The 19,216-nt window shown below is 36.4% G+C and carries 23 protein-coding genes; 2 read left to right on the plus strand and 21 right to left on the minus strand.

Features of this window, described 5'->3' with window-relative positions:
* Positions 1 to 3: 3 nt before the first annotated feature.
* Genes KJK34_RS03265 through KJK34_RS03305 form a run of 9 tightly spaced genes read right to left on the minus strand, consistent with a single transcriptional unit; the run spans position 4 to position 6,818 of the window.
* A complete protein-coding gene (locus tag KJK34_RS03265) occupies positions 4 to 414 on the minus strand; it encodes a GPW/gp25 family protein (protein WP_223052428.1) in 411 nt (136 codons plus the stop codon).
* A gap of 4 nt (positions 415 to 418) precedes the next feature.
* On the minus strand, positions 419 to 709 hold the full coding sequence (locus KJK34_RS03270; RefSeq protein WP_223052429.1) for a PAAR domain-containing protein: 291 nt from the start codon (positions 707 to 709) through the stop codon (positions 419 to 421).
* Between the two features lies 1 nt (position 710).
* Positions 711 to 2,372 (minus strand): phage baseplate assembly protein V, encoded by a 1,662-nt coding sequence (locus KJK34_RS03275; RefSeq protein ID WP_223052430.1) that lies wholly within the window; start codon positions 2,370 to 2,372, stop codon positions 711 to 713.
* Positions 2,373 to 2,377: 5 nt separating this feature from the next.
* Positions 2,378 to 3,118, minus strand: a complete 741-nt coding sequence (locus KJK34_RS03280; protein ID WP_223052431.1) for a CIS tube protein — start codon at positions 3,116 to 3,118, stop codon at positions 2,378 to 2,380.
* Positions 3,115 to 3,288 (minus strand): DUF5908 family protein, encoded by a 174-nt coding sequence (locus tag KJK34_RS03285; protein WP_223052432.1) that lies wholly within the window; start codon positions 3,286 to 3,288, stop codon positions 3,115 to 3,117. Before KJK34_RS03285 ends, KJK34_RS03280 begins: the two co-directional genes overlap by 4 nt.
* 4 nt (positions 3,289 to 3,292) lie before the next feature.
* Positions 3,293 to 3,751 (minus strand): phage tail protein, encoded by a 459-nt coding sequence (locus tag KJK34_RS03290; RefSeq protein WP_223052433.1) that lies wholly within the window; start codon positions 3,749 to 3,751, stop codon positions 3,293 to 3,295.
* A gap of 6 nt (positions 3,752 to 3,757) precedes the next feature.
* A complete protein-coding gene (locus KJK34_RS03295) occupies positions 3,758 to 4,198 on the minus strand; it encodes a phage tail protein (RefSeq protein ID WP_223052434.1) in 441 nt (146 codons plus the stop codon).
* A gap of 14 nt (positions 4,199 to 4,212) precedes the next feature.
* Positions 4,213 to 6,132: a phage tail sheath C-terminal domain-containing protein gene (locus KJK34_RS03300; RefSeq protein WP_223052435.1), complete on the minus strand. Its 1,920-nt coding sequence runs from the start codon at positions 6,130 to 6,132 to the stop codon at positions 4,213 to 4,215.
* Between the two features lie 32 nt (positions 6,133 to 6,164).
* A complete protein-coding gene (locus tag KJK34_RS03305) occupies positions 6,165 to 6,818 on the minus strand; it encodes a Pvc16 family protein (RefSeq protein ID WP_223052436.1) in 654 nt (217 codons plus the stop codon).
* A 285-nt stretch (positions 6,819 to 7,103) separates the two neighbouring features.
* Between KJK34_RS03305 and KJK34_RS03310 the strand changes: the two genes are divergently transcribed.
* Together KJK34_RS03310 and KJK34_RS03315 are read left to right on the plus strand one after the other, a co-directional pair.
* Positions 7,104 to 8,003, plus strand: a complete 900-nt coding sequence (locus KJK34_RS03310) for a hypothetical protein (protein WP_223052437.1) — start codon at positions 7,104 to 7,106, stop codon at positions 8,001 to 8,003.
* Between the two features lie 2 nt (positions 8,004 to 8,005).
* Positions 8,006 to 8,623 (plus strand): hypothetical protein, encoded by a 618-nt coding sequence (locus tag KJK34_RS03315; RefSeq protein WP_223052438.1) that lies wholly within the window; start codon positions 8,006 to 8,008, stop codon positions 8,621 to 8,623.
* A 31-nt stretch (positions 8,624 to 8,654) separates the two neighbouring features.
* On the opposite strand, the gene KJK34_RS03320 is transcribed toward KJK34_RS03315, so the two are convergent.
* The 12 genes from KJK34_RS03320 to KJK34_RS03375 all read right to left on the minus strand — a co-directional run bounded on the left by KJK34_RS03320 (position 8,655) and on the right by KJK34_RS03375 (position 18,546).
* Entirely contained in the window at positions 8,655 to 8,813 is a 159-nt protein-coding gene (locus KJK34_RS03320; RefSeq protein WP_223052439.1) for a hypothetical protein, read from the minus strand.
* 3 nt (positions 8,814 to 8,816) lie between these two features.
* On the minus strand, positions 8,817 to 10,109 hold the full coding sequence (locus KJK34_RS03325) for a DUF8693 domain-containing protein (RefSeq protein WP_223052440.1): 1,293 nt from the start codon (positions 10,107 to 10,109) through the stop codon (positions 8,817 to 8,819).
* Positions 10,109 to 10,606: a hypothetical protein gene (locus KJK34_RS03330; RefSeq protein WP_223052441.1), complete on the minus strand. Its 498-nt coding sequence runs from the start codon at positions 10,604 to 10,606 to the stop codon at positions 10,109 to 10,111. The genes KJK34_RS03325 and KJK34_RS03330 overlap by 1 nt, the downstream gene beginning before the upstream one ends.
* A 99-nt stretch (positions 10,607 to 10,705) precedes the next feature.
* A complete protein-coding gene (locus KJK34_RS03335) occupies positions 10,706 to 11,518 on the minus strand; it encodes a hypothetical protein (protein WP_223052442.1) in 813 nt (270 codons plus the stop codon).
* Entirely contained in the window at positions 11,518 to 12,642 is a 1,125-nt protein-coding gene (locus KJK34_RS03340; RefSeq protein ID WP_223052443.1) for a hypothetical protein, read from the minus strand. Before KJK34_RS03340 ends, KJK34_RS03335 begins: the two co-directional genes overlap by 1 nt.
* Positions 12,643 to 13,241: 599 nt before the next feature.
* Positions 13,242 to 13,505: a hypothetical protein gene (locus KJK34_RS03345; protein ID WP_223052444.1), complete on the minus strand. Its 264-nt coding sequence runs from the start codon at positions 13,503 to 13,505 to the stop codon at positions 13,242 to 13,244.
* Positions 13,506 to 13,580: 75 nt separating this feature from the next.
* Positions 13,581 to 13,850, minus strand: a complete 270-nt coding sequence (locus tag KJK34_RS03350; RefSeq protein ID WP_223052445.1) for a class I SAM-dependent methyltransferase — start codon at positions 13,848 to 13,850, stop codon at positions 13,581 to 13,583.
* Complete coding sequence (locus tag KJK34_RS03355) at positions 13,850 to 15,133, minus strand: glycosyltransferase (protein WP_223052446.1); 1,284 nt, start codon at positions 15,131 to 15,133, stop codon at positions 13,850 to 13,852. The genes KJK34_RS03350 and KJK34_RS03355 overlap by 1 nt, the downstream gene beginning before the upstream one ends.
* Positions 15,120 to 16,004 carry a hypothetical protein gene (locus KJK34_RS03360; protein WP_223052447.1) on the minus strand — a complete coding sequence of 295 codons (885 nt, stop codon included), beginning with the start codon at positions 16,002 to 16,004 and terminating at the stop codon, positions 15,120 to 15,122. Before KJK34_RS03360 ends, KJK34_RS03355 begins: the two co-directional genes overlap by 14 nt.
* Positions 16,005 to 16,023: 19 nt before the next feature.
* Positions 16,024 to 16,881 (minus strand): radical SAM/SPASM domain-containing protein, encoded by an 858-nt coding sequence (locus KJK34_RS03365; protein ID WP_223052448.1) that lies wholly within the window; start codon positions 16,879 to 16,881, stop codon positions 16,024 to 16,026.
* Positions 16,871 to 17,569 carry a glycosyltransferase family 2 protein gene (locus KJK34_RS03370; RefSeq protein ID WP_223052449.1) on the minus strand — a complete coding sequence of 233 codons (699 nt, stop codon included), beginning with the start codon at positions 17,567 to 17,569 and terminating at the stop codon, positions 16,871 to 16,873. Before KJK34_RS03370 ends, KJK34_RS03365 begins: the two co-directional genes overlap by 11 nt.
* Complete coding sequence (locus KJK34_RS03375) at positions 17,566 to 18,546, minus strand: hypothetical protein (protein WP_223052450.1); 981 nt, start codon at positions 18,544 to 18,546, stop codon at positions 17,566 to 17,568. The genes KJK34_RS03370 and KJK34_RS03375 overlap by 4 nt, the downstream gene beginning before the upstream one ends.
* Positions 18,547 to 19,216: the final 670 nt, after the last annotated feature.

The raw sequence follows: 19,216 nt of genomic DNA on the forward strand, positions 1-19,216 counted from the left end.
AAATTATTTTATATAAGTTCCTTCGTTAAGATAAAAAGGAAAAACATGGTTTTGCCTTGAATTGGTTTTCCTTATCACATAGTCTATCAATATGTTCAGTACACCTTCGGTTGATTCATCAGATGTAAAAGCAATATCTGCCACATCTATCCGGGGTTCATACTTTAATATCGCCGTCTTAATAATATCCTTAATACCGGTAAGCAGCGTTACGGTTATATTTTCAAAAAGTAAGGGCGTAAGGTCGCAGCCGTAATCGGGGCGCATTACCCTTTCATTTAGCTTTGTGGTTAACAGTATCTGCAGGCTTTGCACAATATCTGTAGCATCGCTCACGGTAATCACAGTACCTGAATCAGCATTAAATGACGGCGGAAACGACCAGCCTGTACCTAAAAATGTTTCTTCTTTCATACGTTTAGCCTCCTATTATTACTGTTGCAAACCCGGCAACTATTTTGCCTCCATGAGCTGTAGAGTCGCCCATCCTTGCCGCCTGTTTACCGCCTATCAGCACCGTTCCCGATCCCTGTACTATAGAATCTGCAGGGCCGTTACAGGTGCAGTTATCACCAACAACTGCGGCAGGCTGTCCGCCAATAAGCACTGTAGTGTTGCTTCCGGGCATTACAGGCCCGCCCACGTGCGGAACGTTGCCCGTTACCATTGGGCATACATGCATATCGTTTGCTCTTGCTGCGGCTCCCATATTAATTCAGTTTAATTGTGGCACCCTTCATTTCAAAATTTCCTGAAGCTTTAAGCTGAAAGGCTGCTGCCTCTGCCTTAAAGTTGCCTTTGGCTTTTATTATTACATCTTTAGCACTCTCTATCGTTATCCCACTGTCGTTCATGCTAATCTTGTTTTTGTTTTCATCTTCCAGCACAATACCCTTCAGTTCATCTGATATAGTCAGTTTATTACCCTGAGCAGTACTTAACTCTATTGACTTTTTCTCATCGTCAAGAACAATTTTTGTCTGTTCTTTGGTTACAAAGCCTTTAATAAAGTTATCGGCAGTTATAGGGTAGGGCGGGGTGTGGGCACTGCTGTATAAGCTACCCAGTATTACCGGGTTATCAGGGTTATTGCCCAGGCAACCCAGTATTACCTCGTCATCTACATTCGGGATAAAAAAGCTGCCCATTTCGGTTGCGCCATAAAGTGTCCCCAGCCTTGCCCATACGCCTTCGCCATTTTCTGCAAGGGCAGGAATTCTTACTTTAATCCTGAATTCATTGCCGGGATCTTCTTCAAGCTGCACTACAGTACCAATAAGCAGCCCCCCGGTAAGGTTGGCCTGGCCTATCTGTGCCTGTGGCTTTTGCGCCTGCTGGTCTGCCATATCGGCAAAGGCATTGCCTTTTTCAAGCCCGAAGGTGTATTCTGTTTTCCAGGTACCGTTTTCTATAATATGCCGTTCGCCTGTTATCAGTAACACTTTGTTATCAATCTGGGCGTGCACCTTGTTACAGATAATGTAATCTCCGGCTATAGCTTCTAAATTGCCGAACGTCAGCACTTTTCCGTATATGTGCAGCAGGTTACTTTTTTTAAGTGTTGCATTTGCCATAAGCGTTATTGTGCCCTGGCTGAACCTGTTTTCGTTTAGGCGTACTATTTTATTGTTTTCATAATCAGCTTCTTGTTCGGCTTCGGTTTTCTGCACGCTCTGGCTCGCAGGATCCCAGTAGTCTATAGAAACTTTTTTTATTTTTTTAGACAGGTCGGCCTTTCCTGAGAAAGCAAATATGTTAATGCCGGTTTCGGCGAAATATTTTTCAGATTGTGATTGGGTAATATCTATACCTTTAAGCTCGCTATTTCGGGCGGCCACCATGACTCCGACAGAGTCGAGGTAGGATAAGATAAAATCCCAAGGGGTAACAGATGAGTTCATTGTTATTTTCTCCTGTCCCCATTCCTGTCCTGTCAGGCTGCTGTCTACTGTCAGGCTGCCTGCCGCTGCCTCAAGATGGTCATCAAAAGTCAGCTCGTTGGTTTCGGTTTCCGTACCGGTAAAAGTCATTTTGTAGCACTCGTCCTTACACTCTACCTTTATCAGGTTTTGGTTAGGCAGCGTTTTCTTTTCAATAGATTTTATAAAACCTTTAAACAGTGTTTTTTTTCCTTTATCGGTAGTAATATCAAATGTTAGCTCTCCATTTAACTCAAGTTCATCGCTTTCAAGCAGTTCTTTTCCGGCATTGTCAAGATTAGAAGCAAAAAAGACAAATTTTGCCGTTGGTATTTTATTCAGCTCAAAGTTAATTTCGGCATCAATCAATAGTGTGCCGAGGCCCTTTGCCTGGCCTGCAGTAATTTCATAGTTTAGTACTTTATAATCTGGTGTATATGGATTTACAGCCATTTTTATTATTTAATTGGTGGAAAAAGTAGCTTAGTGCCTGTGGGTATATCCCTAAAGGATAGTAAGCCGTTTGCTCTGGCAACATCTGTATAGTAATCGGGGCTTTCATATATCTTTTCTGCCATTACTGATAATCTGTCGCCCATTGTGAAAATGCGTTCATGGGTCAAGTCCGGAGAACTGGGCTTTTGTTGTTCCTGTAATAGCTTGATAGTTGTTGAGCCAGCGAAACTACAGCGTGCTATTGCCCTTAACGGCTCTCCCTGGGAGTTGAACATGTAATATTGCACCTCCATACTGGTAATCCTGCCTTTGAGTATAAACTCGCCCCACGTAAGCTTTAAATAAGGTGGCTCGTGTGTATTGCCATCATATTCAGTCAACAGGTCTTTAAATGTGCTAAGTTCTTTACTAATTGATTTTGCCTGCCCAAAATTAAAAGGGACGAAACTGCTTGCTATACTTGCAAGCGACATACCGCCACCTTCTTTTTTTGCAGGAGGCACCACACCTGTACTATCAAACAAAAACTCAAACGCAGCAGTTTCAGAATTACTGGACTGGTAGTTTAGCACATTTTGCGAACTTCCAACCGGCTGCTGCTCTGTATAAATAATAGTTTTAGTAGTACTGTACTTATCCGGATTAAGCTGAACATAAATGGTATCTTTTTGATTTTGCAAATCAGCATCACCAAAAATCTCTATCTTCATTTTTTCTATTATACCCAGTGCTGCCTGTATCATCTTTCTTCCCTTTCTTTAAGTTTTTCCATAATGGTTGCGGTACACTCTTCCACAATTTGTTTTTTTAGCGCCATAATGTCTGCTTTGCGCTCCTGTGGCTTTTGGTTCTCAACCCTCGAGGCTTCGCCAATGGTCATTTTTATATGCAGCTCCTTAATCTCTATTGGCATCGGCTTAAATATTTGAGGCTGATATTTCTTTGAAAAAATTGTACTTAAGGGTAATTGTCTCTATTACCAGTTTGCTTTCTTCTGCATTAAAATCGCTGTATTCTATAGACAGGGGTATAGCATGTGCCACATACCAGCTTCTTAAAGGCACGCCCTTATCATTAAGTAATAATATGGTAAGGTTTGCCGGAGAGAAATTAAAATTCTCTATGTTGCTTTTGCACCAGGTATTTAGTGCAGAAGTTTCGGCGGTAAGGCACCTTTTTAAAACCAGGTCACTATACTGTATGCCTTTTGGCAAATTGTGCGTAAACCTGTTTTGCCCCCCCTCCTTATAGGTTTCCATTTCAACGGTGGCCTTAAGCCCTGTTACACTCTGAAACTTAGTATCTACACTAAGGATAGGCAACAGCTCAAAATGTACCGTGAAATAGAAACCTGTTATAGGGGTAGATTGAAACATATGTTTTTATGAAAGATATTCAACTTCAAATCCCTGGTTGGCTATCTCAACTGTTTCTATTGCTACTTCGTTAGCATCCGATTTTAAATCGGTGCTTTTTAAAGAAACAATAAAACAGTCTCTCACCTTCCATACCACAACCGGGTTATGGTTTTCATCCAGCAACGATATGGTAATGCTGCGCCTTTCTACAAGGTTCATAGCAACAGTATTATACCATGTTACAAAGTCGTTCTGGTTAACAAAAACACCTCTTTTAAGGGTTATGTTGCCGTTTTTCTGAAGGCCGGGCATTTTCATTTTAGAGAACTGCGGGCTGTTGCCCATACGATATTCTATAACATCTAAGGCCTGCTCCATTCCGGAAACCTCTGTAAAAGACATTGTTGTTCCACCCCAGTTCACGCTAAAATGAAATTTAGGTAGTGGATAATTCGAATTTGCCATAATAAATTACTGTATTAAGATTGTTGAAGCATTTGTTTAAACTCTACAATGATAAATTCTGCCGGCCTTGTAGGAGCATAACCTACTTTTACAATCATACGGCCTTCATTAATATCCTGCGGAGTCATGGTTTGGTTTAAGCCGATAGATACAAAAAATGCATCGCTTGGTTTAGCGCCTGCAAGGCCACCGTCGTTCCATACATTGGTAAGGTAGTTCTCTATCATGCCTTTAACATTAATCCATGTTTGCGATGTGTTAGGCTCAAACACATAATGCTGACATGCTTTTTTGATAGACTCTTCTATTGTGTTAGCAAGGCGCCTTACGTTTACATACCTCCAGTCGTTACTGTTACCATCAAGCGTTCGCGCACCCCATACAAGGAATCCCTGTCCGGTAAATTTCCTGATTGCGTTTACAGATTTACCTGTGTCGCTAACATTCATAGGGCCCTGCTCCCTGTCGTTAATATCATCAGTAAGGCCAACAATACCGTTTATACTAACATTTGCAGGAGCTTTCCATACACCTCTTGTAGCATCGGTTTGTGCATAGATACCTGCAATGGCACCGCTTGGCGGTACTGTATTAAGGCTTTGGTCAAGGTAAGATGTAATTACATTATACATTGGTATCTGTGAAACCAGTTGCCCTTGCTGATAAGAAAGGTACCTGTCAAAAGAACTGAATGCAGAGGCCATTGCTGCAAGTACATCATTGTTAAGCCTTGTAAGCTGTGCCGTGATTTTTGCGTAATCAACCTGCTTAAAGGTATCCGGCCCAACGGTAGTTTCTGTACTTAACTTATCTAGGTAAGAGTTAGGTGTATTTAACGTTGTAATAACGTTTGCACCCCAGGCTGCATCAAAGCCACCTGTTATTGCTGTACCATAATTACCAACAGGAGTCACGGTTGTAGTTGCATCAGTTTTTAGTGTGGCATATTCCGCTTTAAAATCTGCTAACCTGCGCGCATACTGAAGCAGGCTTGTGCTTATTACCTGATTAGCCTGTGTTTTTAATCCTGCATCTGATATAGCCGTGTCAGGTTTTCCAAGCTTTGTTAACTGCCCCCATACTTTTTCAAGATTGGCTTTCAACTCATTGGTTGTTGCTATAGAATCAATTTGTTTGTCTGCAGCAGGAATAGATTCCCAAGAATCTTTTAAGGCTTCTGCCGAACCCGCAGCACTTATATAATTATCTATAGCTGTATTTAGTTCAGTATCTGAAGGAGAAAATCTCTTAAAGCCACCCGGTATTGCCGCATTTAGTATTGAAAAGTTATACTGGCTCGCAAAGCTGGTATACAGGTGCGGGTAGTAAGCAGCACCATATTTAAGGCTTTGTATGCCCACATTATCACGGAAGCTTGTTAGCGCATCATCAAGATTGTCATCCTGCTTAACGTCCATAATAACAAAACGGTCCATTAATTCCTGGCACTGTAAAAGTGCAGTTTTTTGAAGGTTACCCAATACATCAGCATCCAGGCTCACCGCGTCAGGAAATAATAAAAGTGTAGGCTCATCATAACTTTCAAGAGCATCTAAACCGGCAGTTATGTCGGTCTCGTCAATATCATCTTCATAAGAACCAACAGAAACTATATAACACTCTCCGCCACCATTTGCAAAAAATAGCTGAAGGCTGTTGTAAAGCTTGTACTGGCTTTCTGTAACTGTAGTGCCTGTAGTTGGCATGTTGTTAGCATCTAATACTACAGTAATGTTTTCCGGCTGTGGTGCACCGCCAAAATACTGGTTATACTCTAACAGCGATACAATTTTTACAGGCTTTAAAGCTTCCGGTGCTGTTTCTGTATATCCTACAAAAGCAGGAATGGCTGTTGCCACCTGGGCAACTGATTGGGGAAAAGCATCAATTTCGTTGATGTAAACCCCCGGGGTTTTGATTGAACTAATATTCATAATTAAAGTTTGTTAAAAAATCTTTTTTCTGTTTACTTGATTACTTCCTTTGTTTCCAGTTCTCCCGAAGGGTCATCTTTATTATCTCTCCATAATTCCAGTTCTACTTCTTTTACAATTGGTTGATTTATTAAGTCTTCTTTCTGGATGCGAATCATCCTCATGCTGTATACTACAGAAGGCATGTAACGGCTTCCGAGATATGACCACAACTGGTTAACCTGATCTGTTTTTAGGCTCACCATATCCAGTATTATTTTTGTAGATTCTTCTTTTTCTTCTTCGGTAGCAGGCGGCGCTATATTTAGCTGCCCGTTGTAATAGTAAAACACATTTTCGTTCTGGAAGTAGCGTATTACTTCTTCAAGCCTTTTAAGCCCGTCCTCATATTTGGTATTTTCTTTATCATAAGAAGAAAATAATAAAGAGATGATCAGGTTTTGTGCAGGCTTATGAAATCTTCTTACTGTATTAGACCCAGGCTGGTACTTTTGATACAGGCTTTGGTTTTTAAGTGTTTTATCTTCCTCTATGTTAACAATAGAAAGTACAATTGCAGATGATGTTTCAACAGGTGTATCGTGCTCTTTAAGTGTAGCAATGTTGTTAAGGTGCACTTTTACATGCGTAGATGTATTGTCCTCTACCTTTAAAATAAGATCGGCAAGCACATCAGTTATCATCATAATTGCAGTAATTTTTTAGTTGTTTAGGATGTGTTAAAACTATCCCAATTACGCAGATTGTGCAATGCGTATTTTTACTGAATTTTTATGTGGCTACATGTTAATGATTAATAAAGCCCTTTAAATGGTGACTTTTTCTACTATATTTTTGATAGAATTGATTGACAGAATGAATTTTATATATATTTGCAGAACTCCTTTGTTTTTGAAGAGTCATCTTTACGGCGCAGCATTTGTTATGTTGCTCCTCTTCTTTCTTGCTCTTAATATATACCTTCAAAAACCATGATAGAAAACAGAGATATACTTAAATCTTATTTTGAGCCGGGAGATAAGCCATCACACTCCCACTATGCTAGTGTTATAGACAGCCTGCTGCACAGGGAAGAAGATAAAGCCCCTGCTGTAAAGCCGGTTGATATCGAAAACGATACACAGTTTGTAACCCCGAAAACGGCAGCACTTATTGTTGAGTCTATTGCTGTTAAAACTGTAAATGATAAAGCTCCTGACGATAATGGTAATGTAACAGTTACAAACGTTACCGGAAGTGCTGCAACCATTACCGGTACTATTGCTGTAAACCAGGTCTCTGGGCTGCAGCAGGATTTAGATACCAAAGTTAACAGTAACAATCTTAAAACGGTAAATGGGCAACCACTCGTTGGCTCCGGTAATATTACCGTAACGACAGGGCAGAAGAAGATAATTTCGGTACCGGCGGCACCTTATACCATACCCGGCACTTCACCTGCTGTTGCTTTTCCTGCAGGCTGCGATATAATTCCGTTAGAAGCTAACAAAACCTATATATTTAAAGGGAAATATTATATTGCTAATGGTACATCGCATACTATTTCTATAGGGTGGTCGGTTGACAGGCTTGCAATTACTTCTATGGAGTATTATGCAAGGCTATTTTCATCTAATTTAAATGCTTATGCCACAGCACTTACCCAAACACAGGTTAGTGGTATTGGTATAAAGGTTTTAAACAGTTCTACGGCATCGCCAACCAGCTCTATTGAATTTGAAGGTGTTATTAGGTGTACGACAGGCGGGAGCATAACACCGTTAATCGCATTTTCTACCCCTGCATCTACACCGCTTAGTACTATGAAGGTTGGCAGCTTTTTAGAATTTACAGAGATTGGAGATGATACAGTAACTTTTATAAAAACCTGATAATGACACCAAACATTAAAAAACTCAACCGCTTTACCACGCTGCCTTTTGTAATTGATATGCTGAGGCGCGAAAAGTTAACGTTGCTTAACCCAATGTCATGGGAAGATTATAACGACAGGAAAACGCTGGAGGTTTACAAGTCTAAATCAGGTTTTGAGAGTGTATATGTTTTGTGCCTTACGCACGAGAACGAAACGATACATCATTGGAATTCCTACGCTTCGGGTACGGCGGGTTGCTGTATAGAATTTAGCCCTGCGAAACTGTTTGCTTCTATTCAAAAGCATGAAAATATCATGCATGGCAGGATGGAGTATATAAGTGTCAGAAATTTAGGCGAATACCCAACAGAAAAGATTCCCTTTTTAAAACGGCTCCCATACAGGCCGGAGCGGGAATACAGGATTATTGCTTCAGGCAATAATCCTCAAATGGCAAGCTTTGATGTAGAAATTGATCTGGCATGTATTAGGCGGATTACCCTTAGTGGTAAACTGCCTAATACAACCTTTAACAGCATTAAGAATATGTTGTCTGGTATAAATCCTGATTTTAAAGGTAAAATAAGCCATTCTACACTATACAACAACCCGCAGTGGATAAACCACTTTGAATAAGGTAAAGGAGGGAGGCAGACGGTTATATCGGCTAATTGCTATCCTTATTAAGTGCCTGCTTTGCCCTTTTATACTGGCTTGCATCTAGTAAGAGCACATTAGTAGTATCACTCATAAAAATGCTTAACTCTTCTAAATCTTCAAGCAAAATCTTAAATTCGGTTTCATTCAGTCCTTCCAAATTTTCCATAACTTATTCAAATTGTAGTATAAACCTGTCTCTGTACTCCATTTTAGCCTCTAATGCTATTGTATAGGGCTCTGACTTTAAATCATGTTTGACTCCGGTTTCCCCGTCAAATAAAAAAATGTTTTGTTGCCTAAATAAACCTTCAAATTTGCTAAGCCGAATAGAATATTCAGTAGTAAATACTGCTATTACTAATAAGGGTATTTCTTTTTTTGCACTCCAGTCTTCTGCCTGCTTTATGTAATATAACTTTTCATTATCAACCAGTGCCAAAACCCTTGATTCGGTTTCCATATTAAGAAAATCATCAGGATATTGCTCTACAGTATAGGATACACTTGCTACAGGTATATATAAATCTTTTTGCAATAAGTCTATATAGAATTTATCAGGCTCAGTAAAATCATGCTGTAGCACTTGCATATCAGGAGTGAAAGTTACAATAGATTCTTCTTCCGTTTCTTTATAAACAAGCAATGCCTGAAAAGGCATCAGGTTAATATCCCATGTACTTCTGTCAGTTGTTATTTTATTTGAGACAACATAGGTAGGATTATCAGGATTATTAGTTTTATGCCATATATATACATATCCTCTTAGAAGATTTTTGTTTTCACTTAAAAGTTTAAGTAAACTAAGTTTTGAAGTATATGGATTACCAACAAACCTATATCCTTTACCTTCTCCTAAATTTAGATTTATAATACCACTGTTTAATGTACCTAGTGTGAGGTTATTTATAGACACCTGCCAGTCGCTTACCGTTGAAGGAAAATTATTGGGAGTCCGAACAAGGTATCCGCTTCCGGCTTCAAGTATTGTAATCTTAGGATCTATCGAAATATATATATCATCAATGGCATTATATCCATAAAATCTGTTTGTTAAAGTTGTAGGTGATAAATTTATAACCGGTAAACCCGATATTGGCGATGATAAAAACCAATAGTCAAGGCGTTTTAAGCCTGTCAGCAAGCGGTTGAAGGTAGCTTTTACAGTTGCTACATCTACATCTTTATTAAGCAATGTAAATTCACCATCATTTTCAACAGTAAAAACTGCTTTAGGATCCTGTTCTACTGTCTCGCCTAAAACTTTTATAAAACAATTCGCTGTAATAATAAGTTCAGTCGCGCCAATGTAAAGATTATAACAAGTAAAGCTGCCATGTTCAGCAGTTGTATATTTTTCGTTTAATAGTGCATCACAATTGCCGTTAGGCAACCCGTTGCTCCACCTGCCACCACTCCAGGTTGTTGTGCCTTTTATACAGTTATCAAATAAAAGAGTGTGCATTATGCCAGTTTTAGTTTACCATATAACAGAACTTCAGGTTTTGTGCCGGCTTTTGTAACCATTATAGCAGCAATTGCATGCTGGCCATATAATTGTGGCAACATGTCGTTAGTATGATTTAATATAAAACCGTCTGTTGCAAGAGTAATATTGCCGGCTCCTGACTGCTGAATGATTAATTGGAACCCTTCTTTAAACAAAATGAGCGTACTAAGCTTTACTGTAATATCTTCGTTACCTGAATAGATAAGCGTTTTTCCAAGATCTTCAGACTGTATGTTATATAACCTTTCTGAAACAAGATCATCTATATATACAATATGAGCATGTAGTCCTTCTTTTTTGTCAAGTTCTTCCTTAAGTCCGGCAATCCTGTCAAAAGGAATATTCTCATCTTTGTGCCAGTAGCTTTCCAGTATTGCCCAGTATTCATCCTGTGTTGGTTTTTTACCGGCGCTAAACCATTCTTTTAGGGTATTTATATCTGTAGTTGCCATAAATTGTTTTGATGTAAAAATAACGTAAACATCAAAAAAACTGATTACGTAAAAATACCCAATTTAATAGCAATTAATTAGTGAGCAGATTTATATTGATTAGTTATCTAAACTTTCAATTTTTTGTTTTTCTTTCCTTAACAATTCCATAACCTGTTTATCAAAAGACTGTACCTGAGCATTACTATATCCTGTCCAGTTATAAATCAGTAAGAGGTTTTCACGTACTGTCATGTCTATCTGGCCCTGTGCTGCTACAAAATGAGAATTTTCTTTAGTAGGATATTCATCAATTGTGGAAAAAAAAGGTGGTAAAACTTCTTGTGCATTTCCATATCGCATCACTACTCCATCTGCCTGTCCTAAATTAATACATGCAGTTATAACAATGCTGTTATTTGGAGTATAACTGGGGCTTTCAGGGTTTAAAAAGCCTGTTACCTCTCTTGTAGGAACTGTTGCACCGCCCCTTATAGTTGCCTGAAAACGTCCTGAAACTGCATTACCGATAGTAAGTACTAAGCCTGTTGTAGCATTAGATCCTGTTCTAAAGGGGCTATTAGCTGTCCTTGTGCTGCTTGTTGAGAATGTATTCTTCATTATGCTGTAAATAGCAAAAAGAGAACCATTATGTAAAAATCTGTAATCTGTATTATAGGCTGCCAAATAAGACAGATTGCTTTCAGTTTTAAGCCATATATCTTTTTCGAGCTCCGGCATTCTGTCTGTGTTTCCCATAGATAATGGAACAGGAAAGTTTGATTTGTCTCCCCAGCGTGTAATTTTCGTATCATAATACATGGTTAAAAGTTCAGGAATGCAGTTCCACTGCATGAGTCCCGGTACCGAATTAAATGTATCTTCAACCCTTACTTTTAAACCACTTAATTTTATTCCTTTAAAGATTCCCATTACTCTGCAATAGGTTGTGTTACAATATTATATTCAATCCTGCAATTAATATTTACCGGTTTATTTTGAGTATTTACAAATTGCACAGCAATACTTGAGTGTGATATTACAGCCTGTAGCCTTGTGTCTGTTTCCGTAGGTGAGCTATCTATATATGATGAGTATTGCTCATTGTAGTTAAGGACTTTATTGCCAATGGCACTTAGTTTTCCTCCGGTATTTGTAAATGAAAACTGTGCTTTACCTGTAATATAATTACCATCTATATCCATAATTGCAATATTTTGTATGTCAACAGTTATGATGCTGTTGTTTGGTAAAACTACCTCTTTAAGGTTTTGTACTCCATCCTGAGCAATACTGGATGTGATAAAATGTGTTTCATTTATTGCTGAATCTGCAACATATTGTACAGGGCAAAAAAACCTAAATACAGGTGAACTGTTATCAATGCCATAGGATGCAACAGGTATGGCTCCTGTCAAAAACCGTAATGATTCTGCAGCTCCTGTTATACCCTTAATAACCATATTTCCATCTGTAACACTTTCATTAGGTTCTATCTGGCAAAGCGAGCCATCAATTGATAGTACTTTAAGCTTTTCAAACCATTTTACAAAACCGCTTCTAAAGATGCCCCCCGTTCTTGACAAAAGGGCAGGGGCAAATGTATCTGCATTATCACCAGTGTGCTCATATTCCGCATTAGCATCTTTGTTCAACTTAGCTGTAAGGCCCTGTACTATTGGTGTTTCTGCAGTACCGGAAAGATCGCCTGCAAGTTTTATTTTACCTGCTTGTGTAGAAGTAGCATTATTAACCACTAAACTCGCTACAGTATCATCCAGCCCAATTACATCAGTCATTTCATGAGTATGCCTAACATTGGCTTTTGCATCAAACCTGGAATTAAGGTTATGTGCATCAAGGTCTGTAACATGTGCTTCGAATTCACTCTTTTGTGTTTTCTGATCTAATGCTTCGGGTAAGTTTTGTATGTCATCTTGAGATATTGTTTCATCCTTATGCCAGTAGCTATCTAACCAGTCCCAATAATTATTCTGCTTGGGCTTTTTTCCACTGCTGAACCATTCTTTAAGTGTATTTAAATCTTTTATAGCCATAAAAAAGGTTTTGATGTAAAAGTACTTAACATCAAAACCATAAGGTTACGTAAAAACCCTTAATTTTCTTGCGAAAATAAATAGCAAACGAAGGATATAAAAACAAAAAACCTGCAATAAGTAAATTGCAGGCTTATATTGTTTTAAGACATTCTGTCTGTTTTCCACTGGATATTTCCAATACGTTTAAAACGTAAAAGTGGACTTGCCCGGACAATTTTCGAACACTTTTTTAGAGGATTTGTCAGTGCTGGCGAGGCTTTCGGAGTACTAGTTTTTAAGTTTTAAGAAAATTTTATAGTGTGTTAAGAAGCTCATAAGTTTAAATTAATTGACTCAATTAATATATAAATTTATCTACTCGATGGGCGTATGTTCGCCGTAACAATGGAAAGAGTTATTTCAATTACTTTTATCTCACTTTGATCATAAACTCGCTTAACTCATGATTTTTATAATCATAATAGTATTTCCAGAAAAATGCGGTAATTCAGAATTTTAAAGGATTCTCGCAACATAAATATATCAAACTGTAAATTAATTAATATTTTGCGGTAATCATTTAGATCACGTAACATCTTATTTTTTTACTACCATTGTTATTCCTCTTCTGCCAAGATTTTCAGACATATCTTCAAGGTTAATTCCGATCCAAGCCAGTCTTTTGCTGAAGTGGAAACTCCAAAGCTATTAAATAACTTTAAATAATCTTCGACTATATTATTATGTACCTCATTGATAGGTCTTTTTCCGCTGTGATTAGTAATTATTTCTAATACGAAAAAACCACCCGGATGTAATAGTTTGAAGAGTTTTTCAGTTTCTTTAAAAACATCCGCTCCATATAGATTCAATCCTTCCAATTCGTAGTGATACCAACTTAATCCTCGGCAATAAATTATATCTATTGAATCCTATTCATATAAATCGCTGAGATATTAAACATCATAATGTTTAAATTGCACATTTGGGTAACGCTCGGTAGCCCTTTCAATTGCTACAATTGAACTGTCATAACCTTTTATTCTATATCCCATAGAACACCCTAAATTGCTGTGAAATCCAAGACCACAACCAATTTCAATGATGTTCCTATTATTTGTATTTATGAAAGACAGCACATTATTTTTTAATTTCTCGAGTTCCTTTTCATAATCATAATTCCATCCGTTAGTTGAATAATATCGATCGTAAAAAGTTTTCTTCATTAGTTTATTCTTTTAAGTTCGATATTGTATTTTTTTGTAGTATTAAGACTTGAATTTTCTATTGTGAGCAGTCCTTGTTTTATTTTTGTAAAGTCATTTTTCCATAATTTCAGATAACGAATTCTAGTTTGAGTGCCTAAGGCGGTTTTAGGATGTGTTGTTAAAGATTTTTCCCTTCGTCGCCTTATATATAAAAACTTGTCAACATTTATAATTTTCAAACTGAAATAGCTTTTTAAGAGAAATTGTGTATCTAGCCCAAATCTGATGTGATTTGATAACCCACCACATTCTATATAAGAATGTTTTTTTATTGCAGATGTGGGGAATAATAGGCAATGATAAGGGGCGTTATTTAACGCACTATTGACGGATAATGGATATCTATATATTTTAATACAATTTTCTATTTCATCTACTCGTAGTTCATGCGATCCAACAAAATCGTTTTCTTCAGAATTTATATTATTTATCAGTGTTTTAAATCTGTCTATGCATGAAATATCATCAGAGTCTTGAAATACACAAACATCACTAGGTGATTCGTTTATCAGCTCACTCCTAATTCCATATGGACCATTTTTGTTTTTGTTGGATATAAAAAATTTGATGTCTTTGTAGTTCTCGGTAAATTCGGTTATATGGTTATTTGATTTGTTTAAGTCAAATCCAACTAGAATGTTGGCAAAATCAGGGCTCAGATAAGACAAACAGGTTTTCAAATATTTGTACTTTCCATAGTGGGATATTATAATTGAAAATTCTGTTGTTTCTTTTTTATCTTTAACAATAGGTTCAAAATCTAAAAGCGTTTTTACTAAAAATCCGTCAATCGGTTTAATAGAATTTAGAATTAAATAGGCAATCTCATAACATCGCACGGAAATATCCTGCGAGCTGTTTTTTTTAAAAAATCTTTTTAGAATAGAGATTCGCGTTAGAAATGACGAACACAGTCCATCAAATCTAATTTCTTTTAGTGGTGCTTTTTTATCGGGAACGAGAAAGATAAATATTTCAAAATTATGCCTTGTGTAGGTATAAATAAATCGTTGGATCTTATTAAGCTCTTTTTTCAAAAAGCTTCTACACTCTATAATTGCAACATATTCATCATCGTGGTGCGTTTTGATAATATCAGCAAGATTTTGTGGACTATAGTCCAAAATTAATTTAATCACACCATCGTCACCGCCTGCAATTATTATCAACCAATTATTATTGGGATTATGAATTGCGGGTAACAGGTCTTTTTTTAAATGTTTTTGGTTATTGTAAAGCATTAAAAATGAAATTAAACATTGTTTGATTGTCTGTATATCCCCAGTAAGGAGTCAAATTGATATCTATAATATAATAATTGTCATTATCCGACTTTACAACATCAAATGCCGCATAATCAATTTCAGCATCTATGCTCAATTTTTGAATTTGTGTGATTATCGAATTAAACCTGAGAAAGTTTTTATCTTGAGTGTAGTCTATATCTAAGTCGTAATAATAATTCAAAACAGGAAGTCCATCAGGTACTTTTCTAATTAAATTAGAATCAACCATTTCTGTGACCACTAAGTGATTAAATAATTTATGGACTCTATAGAATAGGTTTTGTTTGTTGTTTATGAATTTCTCAACGACGAGACTTGAGTCATACCAGACTCCTTTTTCCACATTTTTTCTTGGCATAATCTTATAGTAAATATCAAGAGGATGTGAAGAATCAATTATTTGTAGTTTTTTTTTCTCTGAGGAAGTCAACTTACTCTCTGAAATTCCGGCGTAATTATAGTCAGTTTTTATTATAAGCAGTTCGTTTAGATCTCCTTCTTCTTTGGCGGAAACAGTATTAATTTTATTTTTTTTACAGAGTTCTTGGATATTTCTTTTCGTCGTATTAGTAATATTTGCATTTATCGGTACTAGATTTTTATTTAATAAAGCTTCGATTAACACTTTTCTATCTTCAAAAAAGTAATTTGTATATGTTAAATTAATATGGAATAGAAAATAACCTTGAGAACTATTGATTTGATCTATAATTTCGGATGTTTTATGTCCAATTTTTCCCTCAATTATTTTTGACGTGTTAAATATAGATGGAAATAGAAAGCCTTCACCCGACATCCACTGGTATGTATAAATACTATTTTTCATAATTTACTCACTTTTCAATTCAGGACTTAAAGCAACGCTCACAGTTAAAACATACAGGGTATTTTTCTAATTGATTATTTAGATGTGCTTCTATAAAATTAGCATAACGAAGAGAGGAAAAAATTTCGTCAATTCTAGATGTTTTCAGATTGCCAAAGATTATCGAAGAGTTACTGTCAAAGCAACAGGGTATAACATCGAGGTTCCATGTGATTTGTAGAATCCTTTTTCGGTAGCCCCAAGTCACTGAACAAACTCCTTCAGATCCTGGCTTATTATAACTTCGGCCTTCTCCATAATTATGCATTTCTCTAGAAATTGTGGTTACAGGAAGGCTCGTCAAAAGGTGACACCAGTTCGATAATTCCTCATTTGTATAAGGTGCGTCAATTTCTGTATGTGTAGGGAAATCGCGCACCACTATATGTATTTTTAGATTTTTTTTCTGCTTTAAAAAGCAGAGTTCTTTTAGATTTTTTAATGCTGCATCAAATTTATCTATACCATGCGTCTGTTTATAAGATATTTTGTTGACACCATAAAAACTAATTTGTATTTCGTCTAAACCTGATTCCACAAGTTCGCAAATTGAAATATTTGGGTGGATGGAGCCTAATGTTGTGTAAATTCGTGATTTAGAATTTGGTAATGCTGTTTTGAGATGTTTTATTTTTTTAATAAGTAATTTATCCAGTAGTGGTTCTCCAAAGCCATGTAAATCTACGAGGCCGGAATGCCCATGAATGGAATCTACGGCTAACTCAAAATCTTCGAGTGACATAAACCCCATTTCTCTGTCCATTTTTTCACGAGGACAAAAAAAGCATTTGTAACCGCAATAGTTAGTATTTTCAATACGAACTTCGTCAAAATTCATCATCATATTTTATTTTCTGCAGATCGTTAACATAAGTTCCTCTTAGTACATTATTGTCGACTCTATTCTTGAAGAGGATGTTGTTTTTATTTCTCATAGCTGAGATATTGTCGCCATTATAATTTTTAATTCTTTCTTCATTTGAGTGAGAGATATGGTGCCCAAAAGAAATTCTATATTCTTGCATTTGATTTAATCTTAGCCGATGGAGAAAATCTTGGTCTTCTTTTCCCCATCCCTCGAATTCACTGCTATATCCCTCAATTTCGATAAATGCATTTCTTGGACAGCTACATATTCCAGGCGCTGGCCTTTTAGTACCGTCAAAAGTCTCAATTACGTGGTCTAATATAAAAACTGCATTTTTACATCCCTCATTTAGCATTTCTTTTATTTGTAAAAAATAATCCGGCTCTATTAATACATCGGCATCGCAGAATGTGATGTATTCACTACTTGATTTGCTGAAACCGATATTATTGGCTAGACTTTTATTGAAATATTTTTGTGAACGGATTGCAACATATATCTGGTTCAATGAGCAAAGTTTATCCAAATGAAAATTTTGCTGTGGATTAAAGTCAACTACGATTAAATTATTGATATAATTTTCGAGAGTGTAAAAATGGGTAAGAACCTTCTCCAATGAAGGTTTGTTCATAACTGGCATTATAACATCGAGCTTCATATATCTAATATGTTTTGATCCATAATATATTGAGTAGCTCTACCCATGTTGTAAATCGAATCGAAGTCATAATTTACAGATAGATTTGGTTCTTTAATTAATTTTTTAATTCGCTCCCTATTCTTAATTATCGGTATTCCAATAGCATCAAATATTTCTTCTCTTATTATAAACTTACTATCAGGTTGGTAACTATAGCTGGGCTTTTTTAAAAGCGCAGCCAATATTATTGAGGTACTGTAACTTGAAATTAATAATTTGTTTGACAATATGAAGTACTCAATCATTTCTAAATCGTTTGACTCAAACCTTAGATTTGAAACTGTGCCAACTTCTGAATAGACTTCTTCTTTGGGATGCTTTCTCACCCTGACAGATTCAAAATCGGAATCGGTTATAGCATACATAATATCATTTAAAAGTATTTGACTTGTATACTCGATCGGCCAAGTCCAATGGATTTGATCATATTCAATTGGTACTGAAAAAAAGCCAATAGTATTGGAGCACTCTCTTGAAATTACATTTAGATCATAAAAATTATCCAAAAAAGGTAGACCACCACTTATATAGTTTAGGCTTCCCAATTTGGATACAAATTTTTGAGTAGTTATCTTATCAGGAAATATTAACAAATCGGGAACCAAATACTTTTGGTCTGTTTTCAATTTTATAGGATCAAAGCCAAGATCTGAAATAAGAACAATTGTTTTTATTTTTTGTCTGTGACAAAATGAAAGTAATTCTCTTTCGACTTTGCCTGGTGTTCCAATTCCTGTCAGTAACTTGTCTCCTTTTGAAGATTTTTTAAAAAAAGTTTCGATTGAAGCGGAATTGCGTATTTTTTCTTTATCAAAGTGTGAGGTTGAGGTTGATGAAAAAATTATAATATCACGATCGCAATAATTTAATCTACTTAAGATTGGTGAAAGATTCATTTTTGAAAGGTAGCCCTCGTAGTAAATCCAAATCTTCATTTGCTAAATATCTTGAGTTGTTCGATTATTAAATGCTTATTTTTAATTTTTTAAGATACTAATATATGTAATTTATAGAAAATTAACATCACATTAAATATATTTTATAAATATTATTTAGTTTCATTTTTAGCTTAATATCTTCAAAATATTTTTATAAAAAGATGTAATTTAAACATTCAAGACACAATTTGGAATGATGCTGTTACGGGAGGGATTATGCTGACTTTATTAACGGAAAAAAGACAAAGGGAATTATCATATCTCCCAAGCCATTGAGATAGGAGACAAAGTGAATGGCGTATATAGTTAAAGGCAGTCTAGCACGTTGAAGGTGTATTGTATGCTGCCGGTAATCTGCTGGTTTTTATAGAGGGCATTGACCTTCTTCTCACCAAATAAGGTGCAACGCGATGATACTCGAAAAGCAGCACAATATATAGGGAAATTCGTTTCGAGCCGAAAAGAGCATATCGATTAGGCAAATGAAGACCAGGGGCGCTTGGGCGCATTAGGCCGCCAAGTGGTAGCCATGAATTCGTTAGATGGGCATAGTAGAAATTCCTTAAATCTCAAATGCGTAAAAATCTTTAAACTTTTTAAGCTTGCTATTTCTTGTGCAATTGTCAGGCTAACAGCTGTATTGCTAATATGGCAGCGTATTGCTATC

The sequence above is a fragment of the Flavobacterium coralii genome (genome assembly GCF_019891545.1).
Classification (GTDB): Bacteria; Bacteroidota; Bacteroidia; order Flavobacteriales; family Flavobacteriaceae; genus Flavobacterium; species Flavobacterium coralii.

Coding starts and splice junctions, on each gene's coding strand:
- KJK34_RS03360 (WP_223052447.1), bottom strand. CDS start 16,004: ATGAAAAATAGTATTTATACATACCAGTGGATGTCGGGTGAAGGCTTT.
- KJK34_RS03300 (WP_223052435.1), bottom strand. CDS start 6,132: ATGAATATTAGTTCAATCAAAACCCCGGGGGTTTACATCAACGAAATT.
- KJK34_RS03320 (WP_223052439.1), bottom strand. CDS start 8,813: ATGGAAAATTTGGAAGGACTGAATGAAACCGAATTTAAGATTTTGCTT.
- KJK34_RS03365 (WP_223052448.1), bottom strand. CDS start 16,881: ATGAATTTTGACGAAGTTCGTATTGAAAATACTAACTATTGCGGTTAC.
- KJK34_RS03275 (WP_223052430.1), bottom strand. CDS start 2,372: ATGGCTGTAAATCCATATACACCAGATTATAAAGTACTAAACTATGAA.
- KJK34_RS03295 (WP_223052434.1), bottom strand. CDS start 4,198: ATGGCAAATTCGAATTATCCACTACCTAAATTTCATTTTAGCGTGAAC.
- KJK34_RS03285 (WP_223052432.1), bottom strand. CDS start 3,288: ATGCCAATAGAGATTAAGGAGCTGCATATAAAAATGACCATTGGCGAA.
- KJK34_RS03280 (WP_223052431.1), bottom strand. CDS start 3,118: ATGATACAGGCAGCACTGGGTATAATAGAAAAAATGAAGATAGAGATT.
- KJK34_RS03325 (WP_223052440.1), bottom strand. CDS start 10,109: ATGCACACTCTTTTATTTGATAACTGTATAAAAGGCACAACAACCTGG.
- KJK34_RS03305 (WP_223052436.1), bottom strand. CDS start 6,818: ATGATGATAACTGATGTGCTTGCCGATCTTATTTTAAAGGTAGAGGAC.
- KJK34_RS03310 (WP_223052437.1), top strand. CDS start 7,104: ATGATAGAAAACAGAGATATACTTAAATCTTATTTTGAGCCGGGAGAT.
- KJK34_RS03350 (WP_223052445.1), bottom strand. CDS start 13,850: ATGAAGAAAACTTTTTACGATCGATATTATTCAACTAACGGATGGAAT.
- KJK34_RS03335 (WP_223052442.1), bottom strand. CDS start 11,518: ATGGGAATCTTTAAAGGAATAAAATTAAGTGGTTTAAAAGTAAGGGTT.
- KJK34_RS03330 (WP_223052441.1), bottom strand. CDS start 10,606: ATGGCAACTACAGATATAAATACCCTAAAAGAATGGTTTAGCGCCGGT.
- KJK34_RS03290 (WP_223052433.1), bottom strand. CDS start 3,751: ATGTTTCAATCTACCCCTATAACAGGTTTCTATTTCACGGTACATTTT.
- KJK34_RS03340 (WP_223052443.1), bottom strand. CDS start 12,642: ATGGCTATAAAAGATTTAAATACACTTAAAGAATGGTTCAGCAGTGGA.
- KJK34_RS03355 (WP_223052446.1), bottom strand. CDS start 15,133: ATGCTTTACAATAACCAAAAACATTTAAAAAAAGACCTGTTACCCGCA.
- KJK34_RS03270 (WP_223052429.1), bottom strand. CDS start 709: ATGGGAGCCGCAGCAAGAGCAAACGATATGCATGTATGCCCAATGGTA.
- KJK34_RS03315 (WP_223052438.1), top strand. CDS start 8,006: ATGACACCAAACATTAAAAAACTCAACCGCTTTACCACGCTGCCTTTT.
- KJK34_RS03370 (WP_223052449.1), bottom strand. CDS start 17,569: ATGAAGCTCGATGTTATAATGCCAGTTATGAACAAACCTTCATTGGAG.
- KJK34_RS03265 (WP_223052428.1), bottom strand. CDS start 414: ATGAAAGAAGAAACATTTTTAGGTACAGGCTGGTCGTTTCCGCCGTCA.
- KJK34_RS03375 (WP_223052450.1), bottom strand. CDS start 18,546: ATGAAGATTTGGATTTACTACGAGGGCTACCTTTCAAAAATGAATCTT.